The sequence below is a fragment of the Kribbella sp. NPDC051952 genome, assembly GCF_040680855.1.
In the GTDB taxonomy this organism is placed as follows: Bacteria; Actinomycetota; Actinomycetes; order Propionibacteriales; family Kribbellaceae; genus Kribbella.
The window spans coordinates 15,500-29,168 of record NZ_JBFAXQ010000045.1 but is presented as its reverse complement, the minus strand read 5'-3'; the positions used below and the strand labels follow the sequence as shown (position 1 = coordinate 29,168).

Annotated in this window: 16 protein-coding genes; 8 read left to right on the top strand and 8 right to left on the bottom strand. The window is 68.5% G+C overall.

Features of this window, described 5'->3' with window-relative positions; genetic code table 11:
* Positions 1 to 2: 2 nt before the first annotated feature.
* Genes AB0L70_RS40265 through AB0L70_RS40255 form a run of 3 tightly spaced genes read right to left on the bottom strand, consistent with a single transcriptional unit; the run spans position 3 to position 2,580 of the window.
* Entirely contained in the window at positions 3 to 1,262 is a 1,260-nt protein-coding gene (locus AB0L70_RS40265; protein ID WP_363692190.1) for a tetratricopeptide repeat protein, read from the bottom strand.
* On the bottom strand, positions 1,259 to 2,134 hold the full coding sequence (locus AB0L70_RS40260; RefSeq protein WP_363692189.1) for a tetratricopeptide repeat protein: 876 nt from the start codon (positions 2,132 to 2,134) through the stop codon (positions 1,259 to 1,261). Before AB0L70_RS40260 ends, AB0L70_RS40265 begins: the two co-directional genes overlap by 4 nt.
* Positions 2,131 to 2,580, bottom strand: coding sequence for a hypothetical protein (locus AB0L70_RS40255; protein ID WP_363692188.1), 450 nt, complete (start codon positions 2,578 to 2,580; stop codon positions 2,131 to 2,133). Before AB0L70_RS40255 ends, AB0L70_RS40260 begins: the two co-directional genes overlap by 4 nt.
* 58 nt (positions 2,581 to 2,638) lie before the next feature.
* Between AB0L70_RS40255 and AB0L70_RS40250 the strand changes: the two genes are divergently transcribed.
* From AB0L70_RS40250 to AB0L70_RS40235, 4 genes are read left to right on the top strand one after another with little or no spacing between them, the layout of a single operon-like run.
* A complete protein-coding gene (locus AB0L70_RS40250) occupies positions 2,639 to 3,043 on the top strand; it encodes an HIT family protein (RefSeq protein WP_363692187.1) in 405 nt (134 codons plus the stop codon).
* 60 nt (positions 3,044 to 3,103) lie between these two features.
* Positions 3,104 to 4,372: an MFS transporter gene (locus tag AB0L70_RS40245; protein WP_363692186.1), complete on the top strand. Its 1,269-nt coding sequence runs from the start codon at positions 3,104 to 3,106 to the stop codon at positions 4,370 to 4,372.
* A gap of 4 nt (positions 4,373 to 4,376) precedes the next feature.
* Positions 4,377 to 5,009 (top strand): sigma-70 family RNA polymerase sigma factor, encoded by a 633-nt coding sequence (locus tag AB0L70_RS40240; protein WP_363692185.1) that lies wholly within the window; start codon positions 4,377 to 4,379, stop codon positions 5,007 to 5,009.
* Positions 5,006 to 5,242 (top strand): zf-HC2 domain-containing protein, encoded by a 237-nt coding sequence (locus tag AB0L70_RS40235; RefSeq protein WP_363692184.1) that lies wholly within the window; start codon positions 5,006 to 5,008, stop codon positions 5,240 to 5,242. Before AB0L70_RS40240 ends, AB0L70_RS40235 begins: the two co-directional genes overlap by 4 nt.
* Here the strand turns inward: AB0L70_RS40235 and AB0L70_RS40230 are convergent.
* The 3 genes from AB0L70_RS40230 to pgsA are packed head-to-tail and all read right to left on the bottom strand — an operon-like array spanning position 5,163 to position 7,896.
* Positions 5,163 to 6,329 carry a glycosyltransferase family 4 protein gene (locus tag AB0L70_RS40230; RefSeq protein ID WP_363692183.1) on the bottom strand — a complete coding sequence of 389 codons (1,167 nt, stop codon included), beginning with the start codon at positions 6,327 to 6,329 and terminating at the stop codon, positions 5,163 to 5,165. The two genes, AB0L70_RS40235 and AB0L70_RS40230, sit on opposite strands and share 80 nt — an antisense overlap.
* 10 nt (positions 6,330 to 6,339) lie before the next feature.
* Positions 6,340 to 7,209, bottom strand: coding sequence for a phosphatidylinositol mannoside acyltransferase (locus AB0L70_RS40225; protein ID WP_363692182.1), 870 nt, complete (start codon positions 7,207 to 7,209; stop codon positions 6,340 to 6,342).
* A 3-nt stretch (positions 7,210 to 7,212) separates the two neighbouring features.
* Entirely contained in the window at positions 7,213 to 7,896 is a 684-nt protein-coding gene (pgsA, locus tag AB0L70_RS40220; RefSeq protein ID WP_363692181.1) for a phosphatidylinositol phosphate synthase, read from the bottom strand.
* A 110-nt stretch (positions 7,897 to 8,006) separates the two neighbouring features.
* Here pgsA and AB0L70_RS40215 point away from each other — a divergent pair, with 110 nt between their 5' ends.
* The 4 genes from AB0L70_RS40215 (at position 8,007) to AB0L70_RS40200 (ending at position 11,029) form a co-directional block, all read left to right on the top strand.
* Positions 8,007 to 8,957 (top strand): hypothetical protein, encoded by a 951-nt coding sequence (locus tag AB0L70_RS40215; RefSeq protein WP_363692180.1) that lies wholly within the window; start codon positions 8,007 to 8,009, stop codon positions 8,955 to 8,957.
* A 97-nt stretch (positions 8,958 to 9,054) separates the two neighbouring features.
* Positions 9,055 to 9,459, top strand: coding sequence for a hypothetical protein (locus AB0L70_RS40210; RefSeq protein ID WP_363692179.1), 405 nt, complete (start codon positions 9,055 to 9,057; stop codon positions 9,457 to 9,459).
* Between the two features lie 102 nt (positions 9,460 to 9,561).
* Complete coding sequence (locus tag AB0L70_RS40205; RefSeq protein WP_363692178.1) at positions 9,562 to 9,990, top strand: hypothetical protein; 429 nt, start codon at positions 9,562 to 9,564, stop codon at positions 9,988 to 9,990.
* Positions 9,991 to 10,114: 124 nt separating this feature from the next.
* Positions 10,115 to 11,029, top strand: coding sequence for a hypothetical protein (locus tag AB0L70_RS40200; RefSeq protein WP_363692177.1), 915 nt, complete (start codon positions 10,115 to 10,117; stop codon positions 11,027 to 11,029).
* Here the strand turns inward: AB0L70_RS40200 and AB0L70_RS40195 are convergent, their stop codons facing one another.
* Both AB0L70_RS40195 and thrS read right to left on the bottom strand, forming a co-directional pair.
* Positions 11,030 to 11,608, bottom strand: a complete 579-nt coding sequence (locus AB0L70_RS40195; RefSeq protein WP_363692175.1) for an HIT domain-containing protein — start codon at positions 11,606 to 11,608, stop codon at positions 11,030 to 11,032.
* Complete coding sequence (gene thrS, locus AB0L70_RS40190; RefSeq protein WP_363692174.1) at positions 11,605 to 13,626, bottom strand: threonine--tRNA ligase; 2,022 nt, start codon at positions 13,624 to 13,626, stop codon at positions 11,605 to 11,607. The genes AB0L70_RS40195 and thrS overlap by 4 nt, the downstream gene beginning before the upstream one ends.
* Positions 13,627 to 13,669: the final 43 nt, after the last annotated feature.

The following is a 13,669-nucleotide window of genomic DNA, read 5'->3' as shown; positions in this document are numbered from 1 at the left end:
GCTCAGCCCTTGGTGTCTCGGCTGAGCCGGCGGCGGACGTCGCGGGACTTCAGGTACGTCGCGACATCGTCGTACCGCTCGCTCTGGTTGGCGAACTCGATGTACGAGCGCACTCTGTGCAGCCAGTCCAGCGTCGACGGCTTGATGGTGGCGAGTGCCTCCGTCAGGTGCCGCATGTCCAGGGGTGGTTCGCCGCCGCTCGACAGGGCCTCGTCGATCACGCGGTCGACGCCGCGCTCGATCAGCGCGCGCAGGTCCGCGCCGCTGAACATCGGGGTCTGACCGGCGAGCGCCTTGAGGTCCAGCCCTTCGGCCGGCACGTCCTTCACTATCACCGAGAGGATGTCGGCGCGGGCGGGCTCATCCGGCGGCGGGACGAAGATCACCCGGTCGAAGCGACCGGGCCGCAGCATCGCCTCGTCCACATCCCACGGCGCGTTGCTCGCGGCGAGGACGAGGAGCCCGTCGTTCTCGGAGCCGATCGCGTCCATCTCCTGGAGGAGTACGTCGACCAGTCGGCGAGCCTCGGATCCGCCGTGCTTGTGCCGCGCGAAGGCCAGTGCGTCCAGCTCGTCCAGGAACAGGACGCACGGCGCGTTCGCCCGGGCGCGCTCGAAGGCGGCGTGCAGGTTGCGCTCGGAGACACCGAGGTACGGGTCCATCACGTCCTCGATCCGGACGTTGACGAACGGCAGTCCGCACTCTCCCGCCGTCGCCCGCGCGAGCAGCGTCTTCCCGCAGCCAGGAGGCCCGTAGAGCATCACGCCGCCACCGGACTTGCGCCCGTACTTCTCGTACAGCTCCGGACGGCTCAGCGGCAGGATCACCATCCGGTGAATGACCCGCTTGATCTCGTCCATCCCACCGACCTGGTCGAAGGTGGTGGTCTCCTTCGGCGTATCCAGCTCGTACGGCGTCTCCGCCTCCGGCCCCACCTTGATCCGTACGCCGCTGCGCTCGGCGATCATGCCGTCCACCAACTGCTGCAGCCGCCCTGTCCCCTCGACCACACCCTGCTGCCGGGCCGCTTCGAGCAGGTTGCGCAGGAGGGCGAGCCGCCCGTTCGCCGCCGCCAGCTCACCCACCGGCACGAACTGGTCATCCGGCAGACCCTGCTGGTCGAGGAGTACGACGTACTGGTCGAGCGCCTCCTCCGTGGCGTCGGCACTCACCAGCGACTCGGCGAGCAGAAGCCGCAGCATCACATCATCCGGGCTGGCCTCGACTGCCTTACGCAGCGCGGCGATCCGGTCGTTACTCATGCTCCCCACTTTCGGTTGAGCCAGCGGCGGACGAGTGGCGGGACCACCCAGGAGTAGACGCAGAACGCGAGCCAGATCATCGCGAACGCGAACGACAGCGGGGCCAGGCCCGCGGCGCGGAGGCCGTAGATGACCGCGACCGCGCAGATCCAGACGACCAGTGGGTTGAACCGGGCGAACGGGCGGAGCGGAATCAGTAGCGGGTGGTTGATCAGCTTCGCCTCACGGGCCGCAGCACGCAGGTCCGCGTCCCCTGGCTGGGAGGCTGCGGCGGAGGCGAGGGACGAGTAGCCGGAACGCGAGTCACCGGTCAGCATGGACGCCGTACCGTGCAGGGCTCGTGCGCCCGGGTCCTCGGGGTCGTGCGAGAGCGCCTCGGTGCTGTGGCGATGCATGTCTCGATCGTTGCCGAGGGCGAAGGACACCTGGGCGCGAGCAGCCGAGACCGCCGCGCTCTCCGGCGCCTGCGAGGCGGCACGCTCGACCAGAGCGCTCGCCTTCTGCGCTTGACCGGCGGCGAGACAGACGTGGGCGTAGCCGATCAGCAGATCCGGGTCGTTCGGGTCCAAACTCAGCCCTTGCAGGAACGCGGCCTCGGCCTCGGGAAGCCGGCCTTCTGAGCGCAGTGACGAGCCCAGGACATGCAGCAACGGCAAGAACGGGCCGTGCTGGGACAGCCCGTCCCGGAGTACGTCGATCGCCTCGGCGTTCCGGTCGAGCGCATGCAGGGCGGCACCGCGGAACAGGTACGCGCGGTAGTCGAGAGCCGCATCGCCCGTGAGACCGTGCAGTTCGTCGAGCGTGCGCTCAGGGTGGCCGATCTGCAGCCAGTGGCCCGCCAACTGGAGACGGGCTTCGGTCGGTTCGGTCACCAGGTCCTCGCAGCCACGAGCAGAATCAGGGCTTCGGCGATCGCGCCGCCGATCGTCACCGCGACCCCCGGCACCCAGAGCTTGCCGTAGTCGGTCCCACGGAGCTGGAACGCACGATCCATCGGGCGCTGGAGCCGGAGCTGGACAAGACAGCAGACGACCGCGATCACGCGGCTACTGACGCGGAGGCCGGAGGTGACGTCCTCGTCGCCGTCGACCAGGGCGAAGACCACGACCACAGCGACGAGTCCGACCAGGCCGGTGAGCAGGATCAGGCGCCGTTTCGCCGCCTCCACGCCGAGCCGGCCGGAGTTGAGGAACGCGATCACCGTCGAGGCGACCACGCCGCCGAAGAACGCGACGTACGTCTGCGACATCAGCCGCCACGGACGCACCGACATGTCCACACCGGCGCCGATCGTCGGGCGCAGCAGTTCGTCCGGCATGGGGCTCCTCGGGTGGGCAGATCCGGCCCGCGCAGTGTACTGCCGATAGCCTGACCGAATGAGTGAGAACTGTCTTTTCTGCGGCATCGTGGCTGGGGACATTCCGTCGACGCAGGTCGCCGAGAACGAGCGGGCGATCGCGTTCATGGACATCAATCCCGCGACAGCTGGTCACCTGCTGGTGATCCCCCGCACGCACTCGACCGATCTCCGCGAGGCCTCCGCCGAGGACCTGACCGCGGCGACCCTGCTCGCCCAGTCCCTCGTCAGCCGTGTGATCGAGCGCCTGGACGCGGCGGGCGCCAACTTGCTGAGCTGCATCGGCGCGGATGCGTGGCAGTCCGTCTTCCACACACACCTGCATGTGATCCCGCGGTACCAGGATGACCCGCTGCAGCTCCCGTGGCACCCGACTCCCGGCGACTTCGACGAGATCAAGGCAACCGCCGCGAAGCTGGTGTAACGCACTCACCCCCTCATGACACTGCAGGGCTGAAACACAAAGTCAGCCCGAGGAGATGTCATGTCGAACGCAACAGCCGCAGTCACCTCCGAAGCACAGGGGGTGGAGAAGGAGGCGTCTCCGGCCGATGGGCTGGGGAGGCGGCGCCGGCGGTCGGCCGTCGCGGTTCGGCTGACTCCGCTCTGGGTTGCGACTTTTTTGCAGGCCGTGGGGTTCTGGGTGCCGGTGGAGAAGTTGTTCATGAGTGGGATCGGATTCGACGCAGCCACGATCGGTCTGATGGCGGCGGCGTACGCGGCGTTGACTCCGGTGATGGAGGTCGTGTCCGGCATTCTCGCGGACCGCTGGTCGCGCCGCGGCGTCCTCATCGTCGCGGGCTTCGCGCTCCTGATCAGCGTGTTCATCGGCGCGATCAGCCAGAACGTGATCACCTACATCGTCGCCGCGCTCATCCTCGGCATCTACTTCGCCATGTACTCCGGCACCGTCGAGGCCGTCGTGTACGACGTAATCCTCGAGGAGACCGGGAACAGCGCGGAGTACGAGAAGCGCATCGGCCGGGTCCGGTTCATCGAAAGCGTCGCCCTGGTGGGCAGCGCGCTGGCCGGCGGACTGATCGCAGCAGCGCTCTCCCCGCGAGCGACGTACTTCCTCACGCTCCCCTTCGCCGCGCTGTACCTGATCGCGCTGACCCGCTTCCGCGAGCCGCGGCTGCACCAGACCAGCGAGCGGACCTCCCTGCGTGACCACCTCGTCGTCACCTACCGCGCGATCACCGACCGCGGGCGGCTCGTCCCGATCGCCGCAGCTACGGTGATGTCGGCGATGATCCTGCAGGCGATGTACGAGTTCGGCCCGCTCTGGCTGATCACGCTGAAGGCACAGGCCGGGTACTACGGTCCCTTCTGGGCACTCCTGGTCGGCATGATCGGAGTTGGCGGACTCCTCGCGAGCCGCCTGCACCTCGAGCGGCCCCTCCCCGTGGCCATCGTCGTACTGGTCATGGTCGCCGCCTGCGTCACGATGACCACCAGCCACAGCCTCGCCGTACTGACGATCGCGATGGTGGCGCTGACCTTCCTGCTCGTGGTGATAGGGATCCACCTCAGCCAGCTCCTGCACGACGCGGTCCCGTCGACGATCCGGACCGGCGTCGCGTCCGGGATCAGCGCGGTCTCGTGGGTGCTGTTCACGCCGTTCGCGATCGCCTTCGGCGCCCTGAGCAAGCACGCCGGGGTGTTCGTTTCGGGCTGGATGATCACCGGTGCGGTCGCGCTCGGCGGTGCGGCCCTCGTCTGGGTTCAGCGGCATGCGGTTGCACTACGCTGAGCCGATGGCTGGGCTGCCGGCCGACGACGCACTGATCGAACAGTTGCGGATCGGCGACGAGGACACGTTCGCACTGCTGCTGGACGGGTGGTCCGGCGGCATGCTGCGACTGGCCCGGTCGTTCGTGTCGACCGAGGAATCCGCTGCGGAGGTCGTCCAGGAGACGTGGCTCGCGGTGATCGAGGGCATCGACCGGTTCGAGGGCCGCTCCTCGCTCAAGACCTGGGTGTACCGGATCCTCACGAACACGGCCAAGCGCCGCGGTGTTCGCGAGCACAAGGTCGTCCCGATGAGCAGCGTCGACGACACCGGCCCGACCGTCGACCCGAGCCGCTTCCGTCCGGCCGGCGACGCGTACCCCGGGCACTGGTGGGACTTCCCACCCGCCTGGCCCACCCCGGAACAAGGCCTGCTCACCGGCGAGGTCCGCGCCCAGCTCGTCGAGGCCCTGGCCGAACTGCCCGAGCGCCAACGGCTGGTCGTCGTACTCCGGGACATCGAGGGCGCGCCGTACGACGAAGTCTGCGAACTGCTCGGGATCACCGCGGCCAACCAGCGGGTCCTGCTGCACCGGGCCCGGGCGTTCCTGCGAGGCAGACTGGAAGAGTTCTACCGGAAAGAGGGTGACGCGTCATGAGCGACCTGGACTGCCGTGAGTTCGTCGAGCAGGTGACGTCGTACCTGGAAGGAACGCTGACCCCCGAGGCCGAGCAGGACTTCATCGACCACCTGGCGCTGTGCGACGGGTGCGAGCGCTACCTCGACCAGATCCGCCAGACCACGCAGAAGCTCACCGATCTGCCCGCCGGCGAGCTGCCGAGCGACGCCCGTACGGCGCTGCTGGAGAACTTCCGCGCCCGCCGCGGCTGACGAGCTCATAGACCGCCAGCAGCTCCGGGAGCAGCACAGACCAGTCATAGCGCGGTACGGCGGCCAGTCCGGCGGCACGGAGCTGGTCACGCTCCTTAGGGGCGTCCAGCAGGCGCAGGGCGCGAGCGGTGAGGTCGTCCACGTTGCCCGGCTCGAAGAGCTCGCCCAGCGTGCCGCCGCTCAGCACCTGCCGGAATGCCGGCAGATCACTCGCCAGCACCGGCGTCCCAGCCGCCATCGCCTCGAGCAGGACGATCCCGAAGCTCTCACCGCCCAGATGCGGCGCGACGTACAGATCCGAGCCGACCAGCATGTCAGCGCGAGACTCGTCGTCGACGGCGCCCAGGAACAGCACGTTGTCGCGACAGTCGGCAGGAAGCATCCGGCGAGCCTCATCGGCCTGCCCGGCGCCGGCAACCAGGACCTTGACGCGGGGCCGCGCGGCAACGAGAGCCGGGACCGCGTTCATCAGTACGCCGAGTCCCTTGCGTGGCTCGTCCATCCTGCCGAGGATGCTGATCGTGCCGTCGGCGCCCTGCCACTCACGCCGCGGGCTCCCCTTGAAGCGGTCCGTGTAGAGCCCGTTGGGGATCACCACGGCCTCGCCGCCGACGTGCTGGACCATCATCGAGCGGGCGTTCTCCGAGACCGCGATCCGGGCGTCGATCTTCTCCAACGCCGGCCGGAGCAAGCCGGCCGCCGCGCTCATCGCCCGGGACCGGACTTGCCAAGTGTGGAACGTCGCGACGAACGGCCCGCCCGCCGACCAGAGCGCGATGATCGAGGCGCTCGGGGTGGTCGGCTCGTGCACGTGGACCACGTCGAAGTCGCCGTCAGCAAGCCAGCTCTTCACCCGCGCGGCCGTCCGCGGCCCGAACGTAACCCGGGCGACCGACCCGTTGTACGGAACCCCCACCGCCCGGCCGGACGAGACGACGTACGGCGGAATCGCGTCGAAATCGTCGACCGGCGCCAGCACCGACACCTCGTGACCCGCCGAGAGCAAGGCCTCGGCCAGGTCCCGGACGTGGTTCTGCACCCCACCGGGCGTGCCCAGCGAGTACGGGCACACCACTCCGATCCTCACAAGTCGATTCTCACTCGTCGAGAAAAATCCTCTGCAGCATGTGCCAGTCCTGCGGGTGGGCGGCGATCCCCACCGCGAAGGCGTCCGCGCAGCGCTGGGTCATCGCGGCGGTGCCGCCCTCGGGCTCGATCGTGTCGTGGAAGGTAATGACCAGCTCGGATCCGTCGTAGTGCAGGGTCGCCGGGATAAGCGGCGCACCCGTCCGCACGCTCAGCGCGGCCGGACCGGCCGGCATCCGGGACCGGCGGCCGAAGAACGTGACCGGGACGCCGCGCTCGGACAGATCGCGGTCAGCGACCAGGCAGACGAATCCACCCGCGCGCAGGCGCTCCGCGAGTACGCCGGTGACGTCGTCGTCACCACCGGTCAGTGGGAGGACCTCCATGCCGAGCTTCTTGCGGTAGGCGATGAAGCGGTCGAACAGGGACTCGGGCTGCAGCCGCTCGGCCACGGTCGAGACCGGCATCCCGGTCAGGCCGGCCCAGGCGCCCGCGTGGTCGTAGTTCGCCAGGTGGGGCAGGGCGCAGATCACCCCGCGGCCGGCGGCGTGCGCGTCCCGCAGCAGCTTCTCGTTGACCGTCCGGACCCGCCCGACGATCTCCGCGTCCGACCACTCCGGCAGGCGGAAGGCCTCCTGCCAGTAGCGCAGGTACGAGCGCATCCCGGCCAGCGTGAGCGCATCGAGCTCGGCGTCGGTTGCCTCCGGGCGGACCACAGCCAGGTTGCCGCGCAATCGCCGTACGCCCCGGCCGTTCTTCCGGACCACGCGGTCGGCAGCGAGGCGGAAGAGCCACGTGACGGTCCGCTCCGGGAGGCGGCGTACGAGAGCCCAGGCGAGCGCGAAGGCCAGATCGACAGCCCGTTGGCGGAGGCCGCCCATCGGTCAGCTCTTCGCGTCCGGCTCGGCCGGCGGGGATGTGGGCGGAGACGGGGGCGTGTCGAGACCGGCGTTGGCCGGGTCGGCCATCACCTGCTTGCGGACCCCGAGCGACCGCTGAATCACCGTGATCGTGCTGGCGGCGGCGACGTACCAGATCACCAGCTCCAGCAGGATCGGGAGGTTCAGCAGATCGGAGAAGAACGCGAGGATCAGCGTGAAGACCAGCCGGTCCGCCCGCTCGGCCAGGCCGCCGCTCGCCTTCAGGCCGAGGCTCTCGGCCTTGGCCCGTGCGTACGACGTGACCGCGCCCATCACCAGCGCCCACAGCGTGACCGCGGCCATCAGCGTGGAGTCGCCGGCGCGGGAGTTGGCGTAGAACATCACCAGACCGCCGTAGATCGCGCCGTCGGCGATCCGGTCCAGCGTCGAGTCCAGGAACGAGCCCCACTTCGACGACGTCCCGGAGGTCCGGGCCATGTGCCCGTCGATCAGGTCCGAGAACACGAAGCAGGTGATGACCACCACGCCCAGCCACAGGTGGCCGCGCGGGAAGAAGATCAACGCCCCGGCGGACACACCGATCGTGCCCACCAGCGTGACCGCGTCGGCGCTCACGCCGAGCTTGAGCAGGAGGTTGGCGATCGGCGTGATCACCTTGGTCCAGAACTGCCGGAATCTGTTAAGCATGGCGACGCGATCGTAGTCCAGCCGGATCACCATCCGATGACAAGGCACTCATTTGAACCTGTGGGAGACCTGAATCCGGGCCATGCTGGAGCCAGTGAGGAGGTGGCTGGATGCGTCGCACGGTGGTTGCGGGTGCGCTCGCTCTCGTCCTGGCCCTCCCAGGCTGCACGGTCGCGCGCCGGGCCGACCGCACCCCGCCACGCGTTGTGCCCGCGCCGGCAGTCGTACCCACCGTGATCGCTCCCCCGCAGGCCGAAGGGCTCGACGGCACCTTGGGCGCGCCCGGACCACAGGTCTGTACGGCGATCACCCGCACGCTCACCACCGAGCTCCGGGTCCCCGTCACCGCGAAGCCGAACGCCTGGAACGACGGCGGCCTGCCCGCGATGGATCTCTGCACCCTGCTCGTCGAGGGGCGCGTGGTCACGATCGGCGTGACCGCCCTCTCGAGCCAGCCCGACTCGCTGAGCCGGCTGATGACCACCGCCGGCACCGTCGAACCACTGCCCGAGCTCGGCCCGGAGGCCCGGATCGCCGAATCGCGGCTGACCTTCCTGGCCGGGGACCGAGCCGTACGGGTCACTCCGGCCGGCGGGATCGACCAAGGCACTGCCGACGGCATCGACCGGACCAAGGCTGTCGCCATCGCGGTCGCGGCGCGCGACGCCGTACCGACGAATCTCCGGGCGGCGCGCCAGGCCGACTCGGCGTGTCAGGTGTCGAACTCGGCGGCCGAGCGGTTTGTCGGAACGCATGTGCAGCTGCGCCGGGACTACCGGGTGAAGGGCGCACTGACCTGTATCTGGGGCTCGTTCGACGCGACCGTGTCGATCGTCGAGGCGTTCGACCAGCCCACCATCCCGGAGGCGCAGCACTATCCGCCGCCCAAGCTCGCCCCGATCGGAGAGCCCGGGTACTACCTGCCCGACGAAGGTGAACTCGTCTTCCGCAAGGGCCGCCGGGTCGTCCGGGTCACCGGCCTGACCACCCCGCCCCGCGAGGTCTCCGTGGACACGTTGTTCGGCATCGTCGACCCCTTGCTGCCGCTCTTCCTCAAGTAGTCCGTTGGGTAGGGCAACAACCCCCGAAAGTCGTCGCCAACTTTCTGCTGTGGTCCGGCATCCAACTGCCACAACAAGAAAGTGGGGGTGGTTTCCAGTGAAGAACTGGGCCAAGTACGGCGGTTTCGTGGCCGCTGGGGTTCTCGGCATGGGGGTCATGACGAGCGGGTTCGCGTCGGCACAACCCAGCACCACAACGGCTGCGAGCGCGGCCTGCCAGATCAACGTCGGCTCGGTCACGGCCGGCGGCGATCACCGGATGCAGACGTTCTCGGCCACCGGCGCCAGGGTCGCCGACAAGATCGTTGCCAAAGACATCTACCCGGACGGTTCGGTCCGTCTCAGCGCCACCCAGCAGTACGGCGCCAGCATCCGCAAGACCGACTTCCACAGCGGTTCGGCGATCCTCGGTGAGGCGTTCTACGAATCGACCTACCGGACCCCGCCGGGCGGCGGTGCGCCGGTGACGGAGAAGGAGCTGACCCGGATCGGTGGCGGCTAGCTGAACTACCGGACCCTCGACACGTCGTACGTCGACATCGCCAGCGGCTCGCGGCAGACCGACTACGCACTGCGCGCCGACGGCACCATCGAGCGCCGGAGCGTGGCCTGGGGGAACGGTGCTCCGATCCGCCGGGTGACCGGCTGGCAGTCCGGCTACAAGGGTGTGAAGGCGATGACGCTGATCAGTCAGACGCCGACGTACGACACGTTCCTGATGACGCTGACCACCGGCAAGCTCTACACGGCGCACCTGCCGATCGCCGGTGGCCAGATCATCCCGGGGGTTGTGAAGCAGGTCCGCGCGTCGACCTGGCAGGGGTTCGAGTCGCTGGTCGCGGCGCCTTGTGGCACCGGCACGCTGCTGCTCGGTATCGACAAGGACAGCGGTTCCGGATTCCTGTACTCGGTCGGGCACGCCAACGGCGCCGCCACCGTGATCAAGTCCATCAGCAAGGTGCCGGGGACCTTCAAGGACCCCGCGTACTTCGCCTGGAAGAACTTCACCGAGGCCAACCTCGCCGGAGAGTGATTCCCACAGCTCGCCCCCACCTGATGGATTCAGGTGGGGGCGATTTGCTCTGCCTGGATGAACTTTCTGGTCCAGACCGGCATCCAACCACCAACACAGACACGCTTTCTGGGGGTGGTTCGCAATGAATGCTTGGACCAAGTACGGCGGCCTGTTGGCGGCCGGAGTACTCACGACGGGACTGCTGGCAGCCGCACCGGCGTCGGCGCAGCAGAACACAACGACGGCGGCCTGCAAGATCTCGGCCGGCGCGGTGACGGCAGGTGGGGATCACCGGATCCAGACCTTCGCCGCGACCGCGCCGATCACGAGGACCGAGAACCGGACGATCGCGGCTGGTCTCTGGCCCGACGGCCAGGCCAAGCTCAGCAGCAGCTGGCTCAAGGGGAAGCCGGCGGAGGCGCCCGGCATCCAGCACGAGGGCCTGACCGTCGTCGGAGACACGATGTGGAGCGGCGGCTATCTGATCGATGGTCAGATCCAGCGGTTCCCCGAGCGGGTCGGTAGCCAGTGGGGGGCGTTCCGAGCGGTCGAGAGGTCGCAGGTCCTGACGTCGTCCACCAGCGTGCGGGAGAACGTCTACGGGATCACCGCCGATGGCACGCTCCGCCGGTGGAACCTTTCGCCGGCCGACGAGGTGGGACCGCAGATCTGGCGTACCAGCGGCTCGGCCGGTGGGTACTCGGGCATCAAGAGCATGGCGCTGATCAGTCAGACCAAGACCTACGACACGTTCCTGATGAACGGCCGGGACGGGGCCCTGCTGATGGTCCACATCCCGACCGCGTCGCCGATGAAGCCGGTCGTCAAGAAGCTCAAGGCGGCCACCTGGCAAGGGTTCGAGGCGATGATGGCCGCTCCGTGCGGCACCGGCGTACTGCTGCTCGGGATCGACAAGGACACCGGCGCCGGTTACCTGTACGCGGTCGGCCACGGGGCGACCGTGATCCAGGGGCTCGGCAAGGTGCCCGGGACCTTCACCGACCCGGTGAACTTCGCCTGGCACGAGTACAGCGACCCGAAGCTCCTCGCCGAGTAACTACGGCCAGGACTTCGCGAGCAACGCGCGGGTGTCGGGGAGCAGTTGCGGCAGCACCTTGGTGTGGGCGATCACCGGCATGAAGTTCATGTCGCCGGCCCAGCGCGGTACGACGTGCTGGTGCAGGTGGGCCGCGATCCCGGCACCCGCGATCTCGCCCTGATTCATACCGATGTTGAAGCCGTGCGCGCCGGAAACGGTGCGCACGGCCTGCATTGCTTCCTGGGTGAGCGTGGCCACATCAGCCACCTCGTCCGGGGTCAGCTCGGTGTAGTCGGCAACATGCCGATACGGCACGACCATCAGGTGCCCGGGGTTGTACGGGTACAGATTCAGTACGGCGTACGCCGACTCACCCCGGTGCACGATCAGCGCATCGGCATCGGGCAACCCCGGCAGCCGGCAGAACGGGCATCCGGCCCCGGCCTCCGAGCTGGTCGGCTTGTTCTCGCCTTCGATATAAGCCATCCGATGCGGCGTCCACAGCCGCATAAACGGATCCGGAACCCCGACCCCGTCCTGCGCAACCAGCTCCTCCGGCACGTAGGGCGAGTCGGGGCGCTCCGGGGGTTCCGTCATACCTGGACGCGCTTCTGGACGGCCTCGACGATCTCGGTGACGGCATCGGCGATCGGTACGCCGTTCTTCTGCTCGCCGTTGCGGTAGCGGAAGGAGACCGAGCCGCTGGCCATATCGTCGTCACCGGCGATGAGCATGAACGGGACCTTGGACTTCTGCGCGTTCCGGATCTTCTTCTGCATCCGGTCGTCGGAGGAGTCGATCTCGACCCGGATCCCGCGGGCCTTCAGCTGCGCGGCGACGTCGTACAGGTAGTCGACGTGGCCGTCGGTGATCGGGATGCCGACGACCTGGACCGGGGCCAGCCACGGAGGGAAGGCGCCGGCGTAGTGCTCGGTCAGGACGGCGACGAAGCGCTCGATCGAACCGAACAGCGCACGGTGGATCATCACCGGCCGCTGCCGGGAACCGTCCGGCGCGGTGTATTCGAGCTCGAACCGCTCCGGCAGGTTGAAGTCCAGCTGGATCGTCGACATCTGCCAGGTCCGGCCGATCGCGTCGCGGGCCTGGACGGAGATCTTCGGGCCGTAGAACGCGGCGCCGCCCGGGTCCGGGACCAGCTCGAGACCGGACCCCTCCGCCACCTCACGCAGGGTCTCGGTCGCCTCTTCCCAGACCTCGTCGGAACCGACGAACTTGTCCGGGTTCTTCGTGGAGAGCTCGAGGTAGAAGTCGTCCAGACCGTAGTCGGCGAGCAGGCCGAGCACGAACGTCAGCAGGTTGCGCAGTTCGTCGCGCATCTGCTCGCGGGTGCAGTAGATGTGCGCGTCGTCCTGGGTGAAGCCGCGGGCGCGGGTCATGCCGTGCACGACGCCGGACTTCTCCAGCCGGTAGACCGTGCCGAACTCGAACAGCCGCAGCGGCAGCTCCCGGTACGACCGACCGCGGGCCGCGAAGATCAGGTTGTGCATCGGGCAGTTCATCGGCTTCAGGTAGTAGTCCTGGCCCTGCTTGCGGATCTGCCCGTCCGCGCCACGCTCCTCGTCCAGGTGCATGGGCGGGTACATACCGTCGGCGTACCAGTCCAGGTGGCCCGAGGTCTCGAACAGCTGGCCCTTGGTGATGTGCGGCGAGTAGACGAACTCGTAGTCGTCCTCGACGTGCCGCTGGCGGGAGTAGTCCTCCATCACCTTCCGCAGTACGCCGCCCTTCGGGTGGAACACCGCGAGCCCCGAACCGATCTCGTCCGGGAAGCTGAACAGGTCGAGCTCGGTCCCCAGCTTGCGGTGATCGCGCTTCGCCGCCTCCTCGAGCCGGGTCAGGTACGCCTTCAGCTCGTCGCGCGACTCCCACGCCGTGCCGTAGATCCGCTGCAGCTGCGGGTTCTTCTCGCTCCCCCGCCAGTACGCCGCGGCCGTCCGCATCAGCTTGAAGTTGCCCAGGTACCCGGTCGCCGGGACGTGCGGCCCACGGCACAGGTCCTTCCAGGCGACGCTGTCGTCCCGCCGGACGTTGTCGTAGATGGTCAGCTCGCCACCACCGACCTCGACACTCGCGCCCTCGGCGGCGTCGGCAGCCGAGCCCTTGATCCCGATCAGCTCGAGCTTGTACGGCTCGGCGGCCAGCTCGGTCCGCGCGTCGTCGTCGGAGACCACCCGGCGGGCGAACCGCTGCCGCTCCTTGATGATCTGCTGCATCTTCTTCTCGAGCTTGCCCAGGTCGTCCGGCGTGAACGGCGTGGGTACGTCGAAGTCGTAGTAGAACCCGTTCTCCACCGGCGGGCCGATGCCGAGCTTCGCCGCCGGGAACAGCTCCTGCACCGCCTGCGCGAGGACGTGCGCGGTCGAGTGCCGGATGATCGCGCGGCCGTCCTCGGACGCCGCCTTCACCGGCTCGATCTCGTCGCCGTCGGCGACCACCCGGGACAGGTCCCGCAGCTCACCGTTGACGCGGGCTGCGATGGCGGAGCGGTCCTGACCGAAGATCCCGGCGAACAGCTCCCCGATCGTCGTCGTCTCGGTCACACTCCGCTCAGCCTCGCCCTCGACGCCGACCAGATGGACCTTGACTTCCGACACGTTCACTCCTCGAGTTCGCATGACCGGCCGAGATGCCGCTCAC

What these genes read in the sequence shown, in the direction of transcription:
- AB0L70_RS40255 (WP_363692188.1), bottom strand. Translation starts at nt 2,580, where the DNA reads ATGCCGGACGAACTGCTGCGCCCGACGATCGGCGCCGGTGTGGACATG.
- pgsA (WP_363692181.1), bottom strand. Translation starts at nt 7,896, where the DNA reads ATGCTTAACAGATTCCGGCAGTTCTGGACCAAGGTGATCACGCCGATC.
- AB0L70_RS40235 (WP_363692184.1), top strand. Translation starts at nt 5,006, where the DNA reads ATGAGCGACCTGGACTGCCGTGAGTTCGTCGAGCAGGTGACGTCGTAC.
- AB0L70_RS40265 (WP_363692190.1), bottom strand. Translation starts at nt 1,262, where the DNA reads ATGAGTAACGACCGGATCGCCGCGCTGCGTAAGGCAGTCGAGGCCAGC.
- AB0L70_RS40245 (WP_363692186.1), top strand. Translation starts at nt 3,104, where the DNA reads ATGTCGAACGCAACAGCCGCAGTCACCTCCGAAGCACAGGGGGTGGAG.
- AB0L70_RS40215 (WP_363692180.1), top strand. Translation starts at nt 8,007, where the DNA reads ATGCGTCGCACGGTGGTTGCGGGTGCGCTCGCTCTCGTCCTGGCCCTC.
- AB0L70_RS40240 (WP_363692185.1), top strand. Translation starts at nt 4,377, where the DNA reads ATGGCTGGGCTGCCGGCCGACGACGCACTGATCGAACAGTTGCGGATC.
- AB0L70_RS40195 (WP_363692175.1), bottom strand. Translation starts at nt 11,608, where the DNA reads ATGACGGAACCCCCGGAGCGCCCCGACTCGCCCTACGTGCCGGAGGAG.
- AB0L70_RS40200 (WP_363692177.1), top strand. Translation starts at nt 10,115, where the DNA reads ATGAATGCTTGGACCAAGTACGGCGGCCTGTTGGCGGCCGGAGTACTC.
- AB0L70_RS40250 (WP_363692187.1), top strand. Translation starts at nt 2,639, where the DNA reads ATGAGTGAGAACTGTCTTTTCTGCGGCATCGTGGCTGGGGACATTCCG.
- AB0L70_RS40225 (WP_363692182.1), bottom strand. Translation starts at nt 7,209, where the DNA reads ATGGGCGGCCTCCGCCAACGGGCTGTCGATCTGGCCTTCGCGCTCGCC.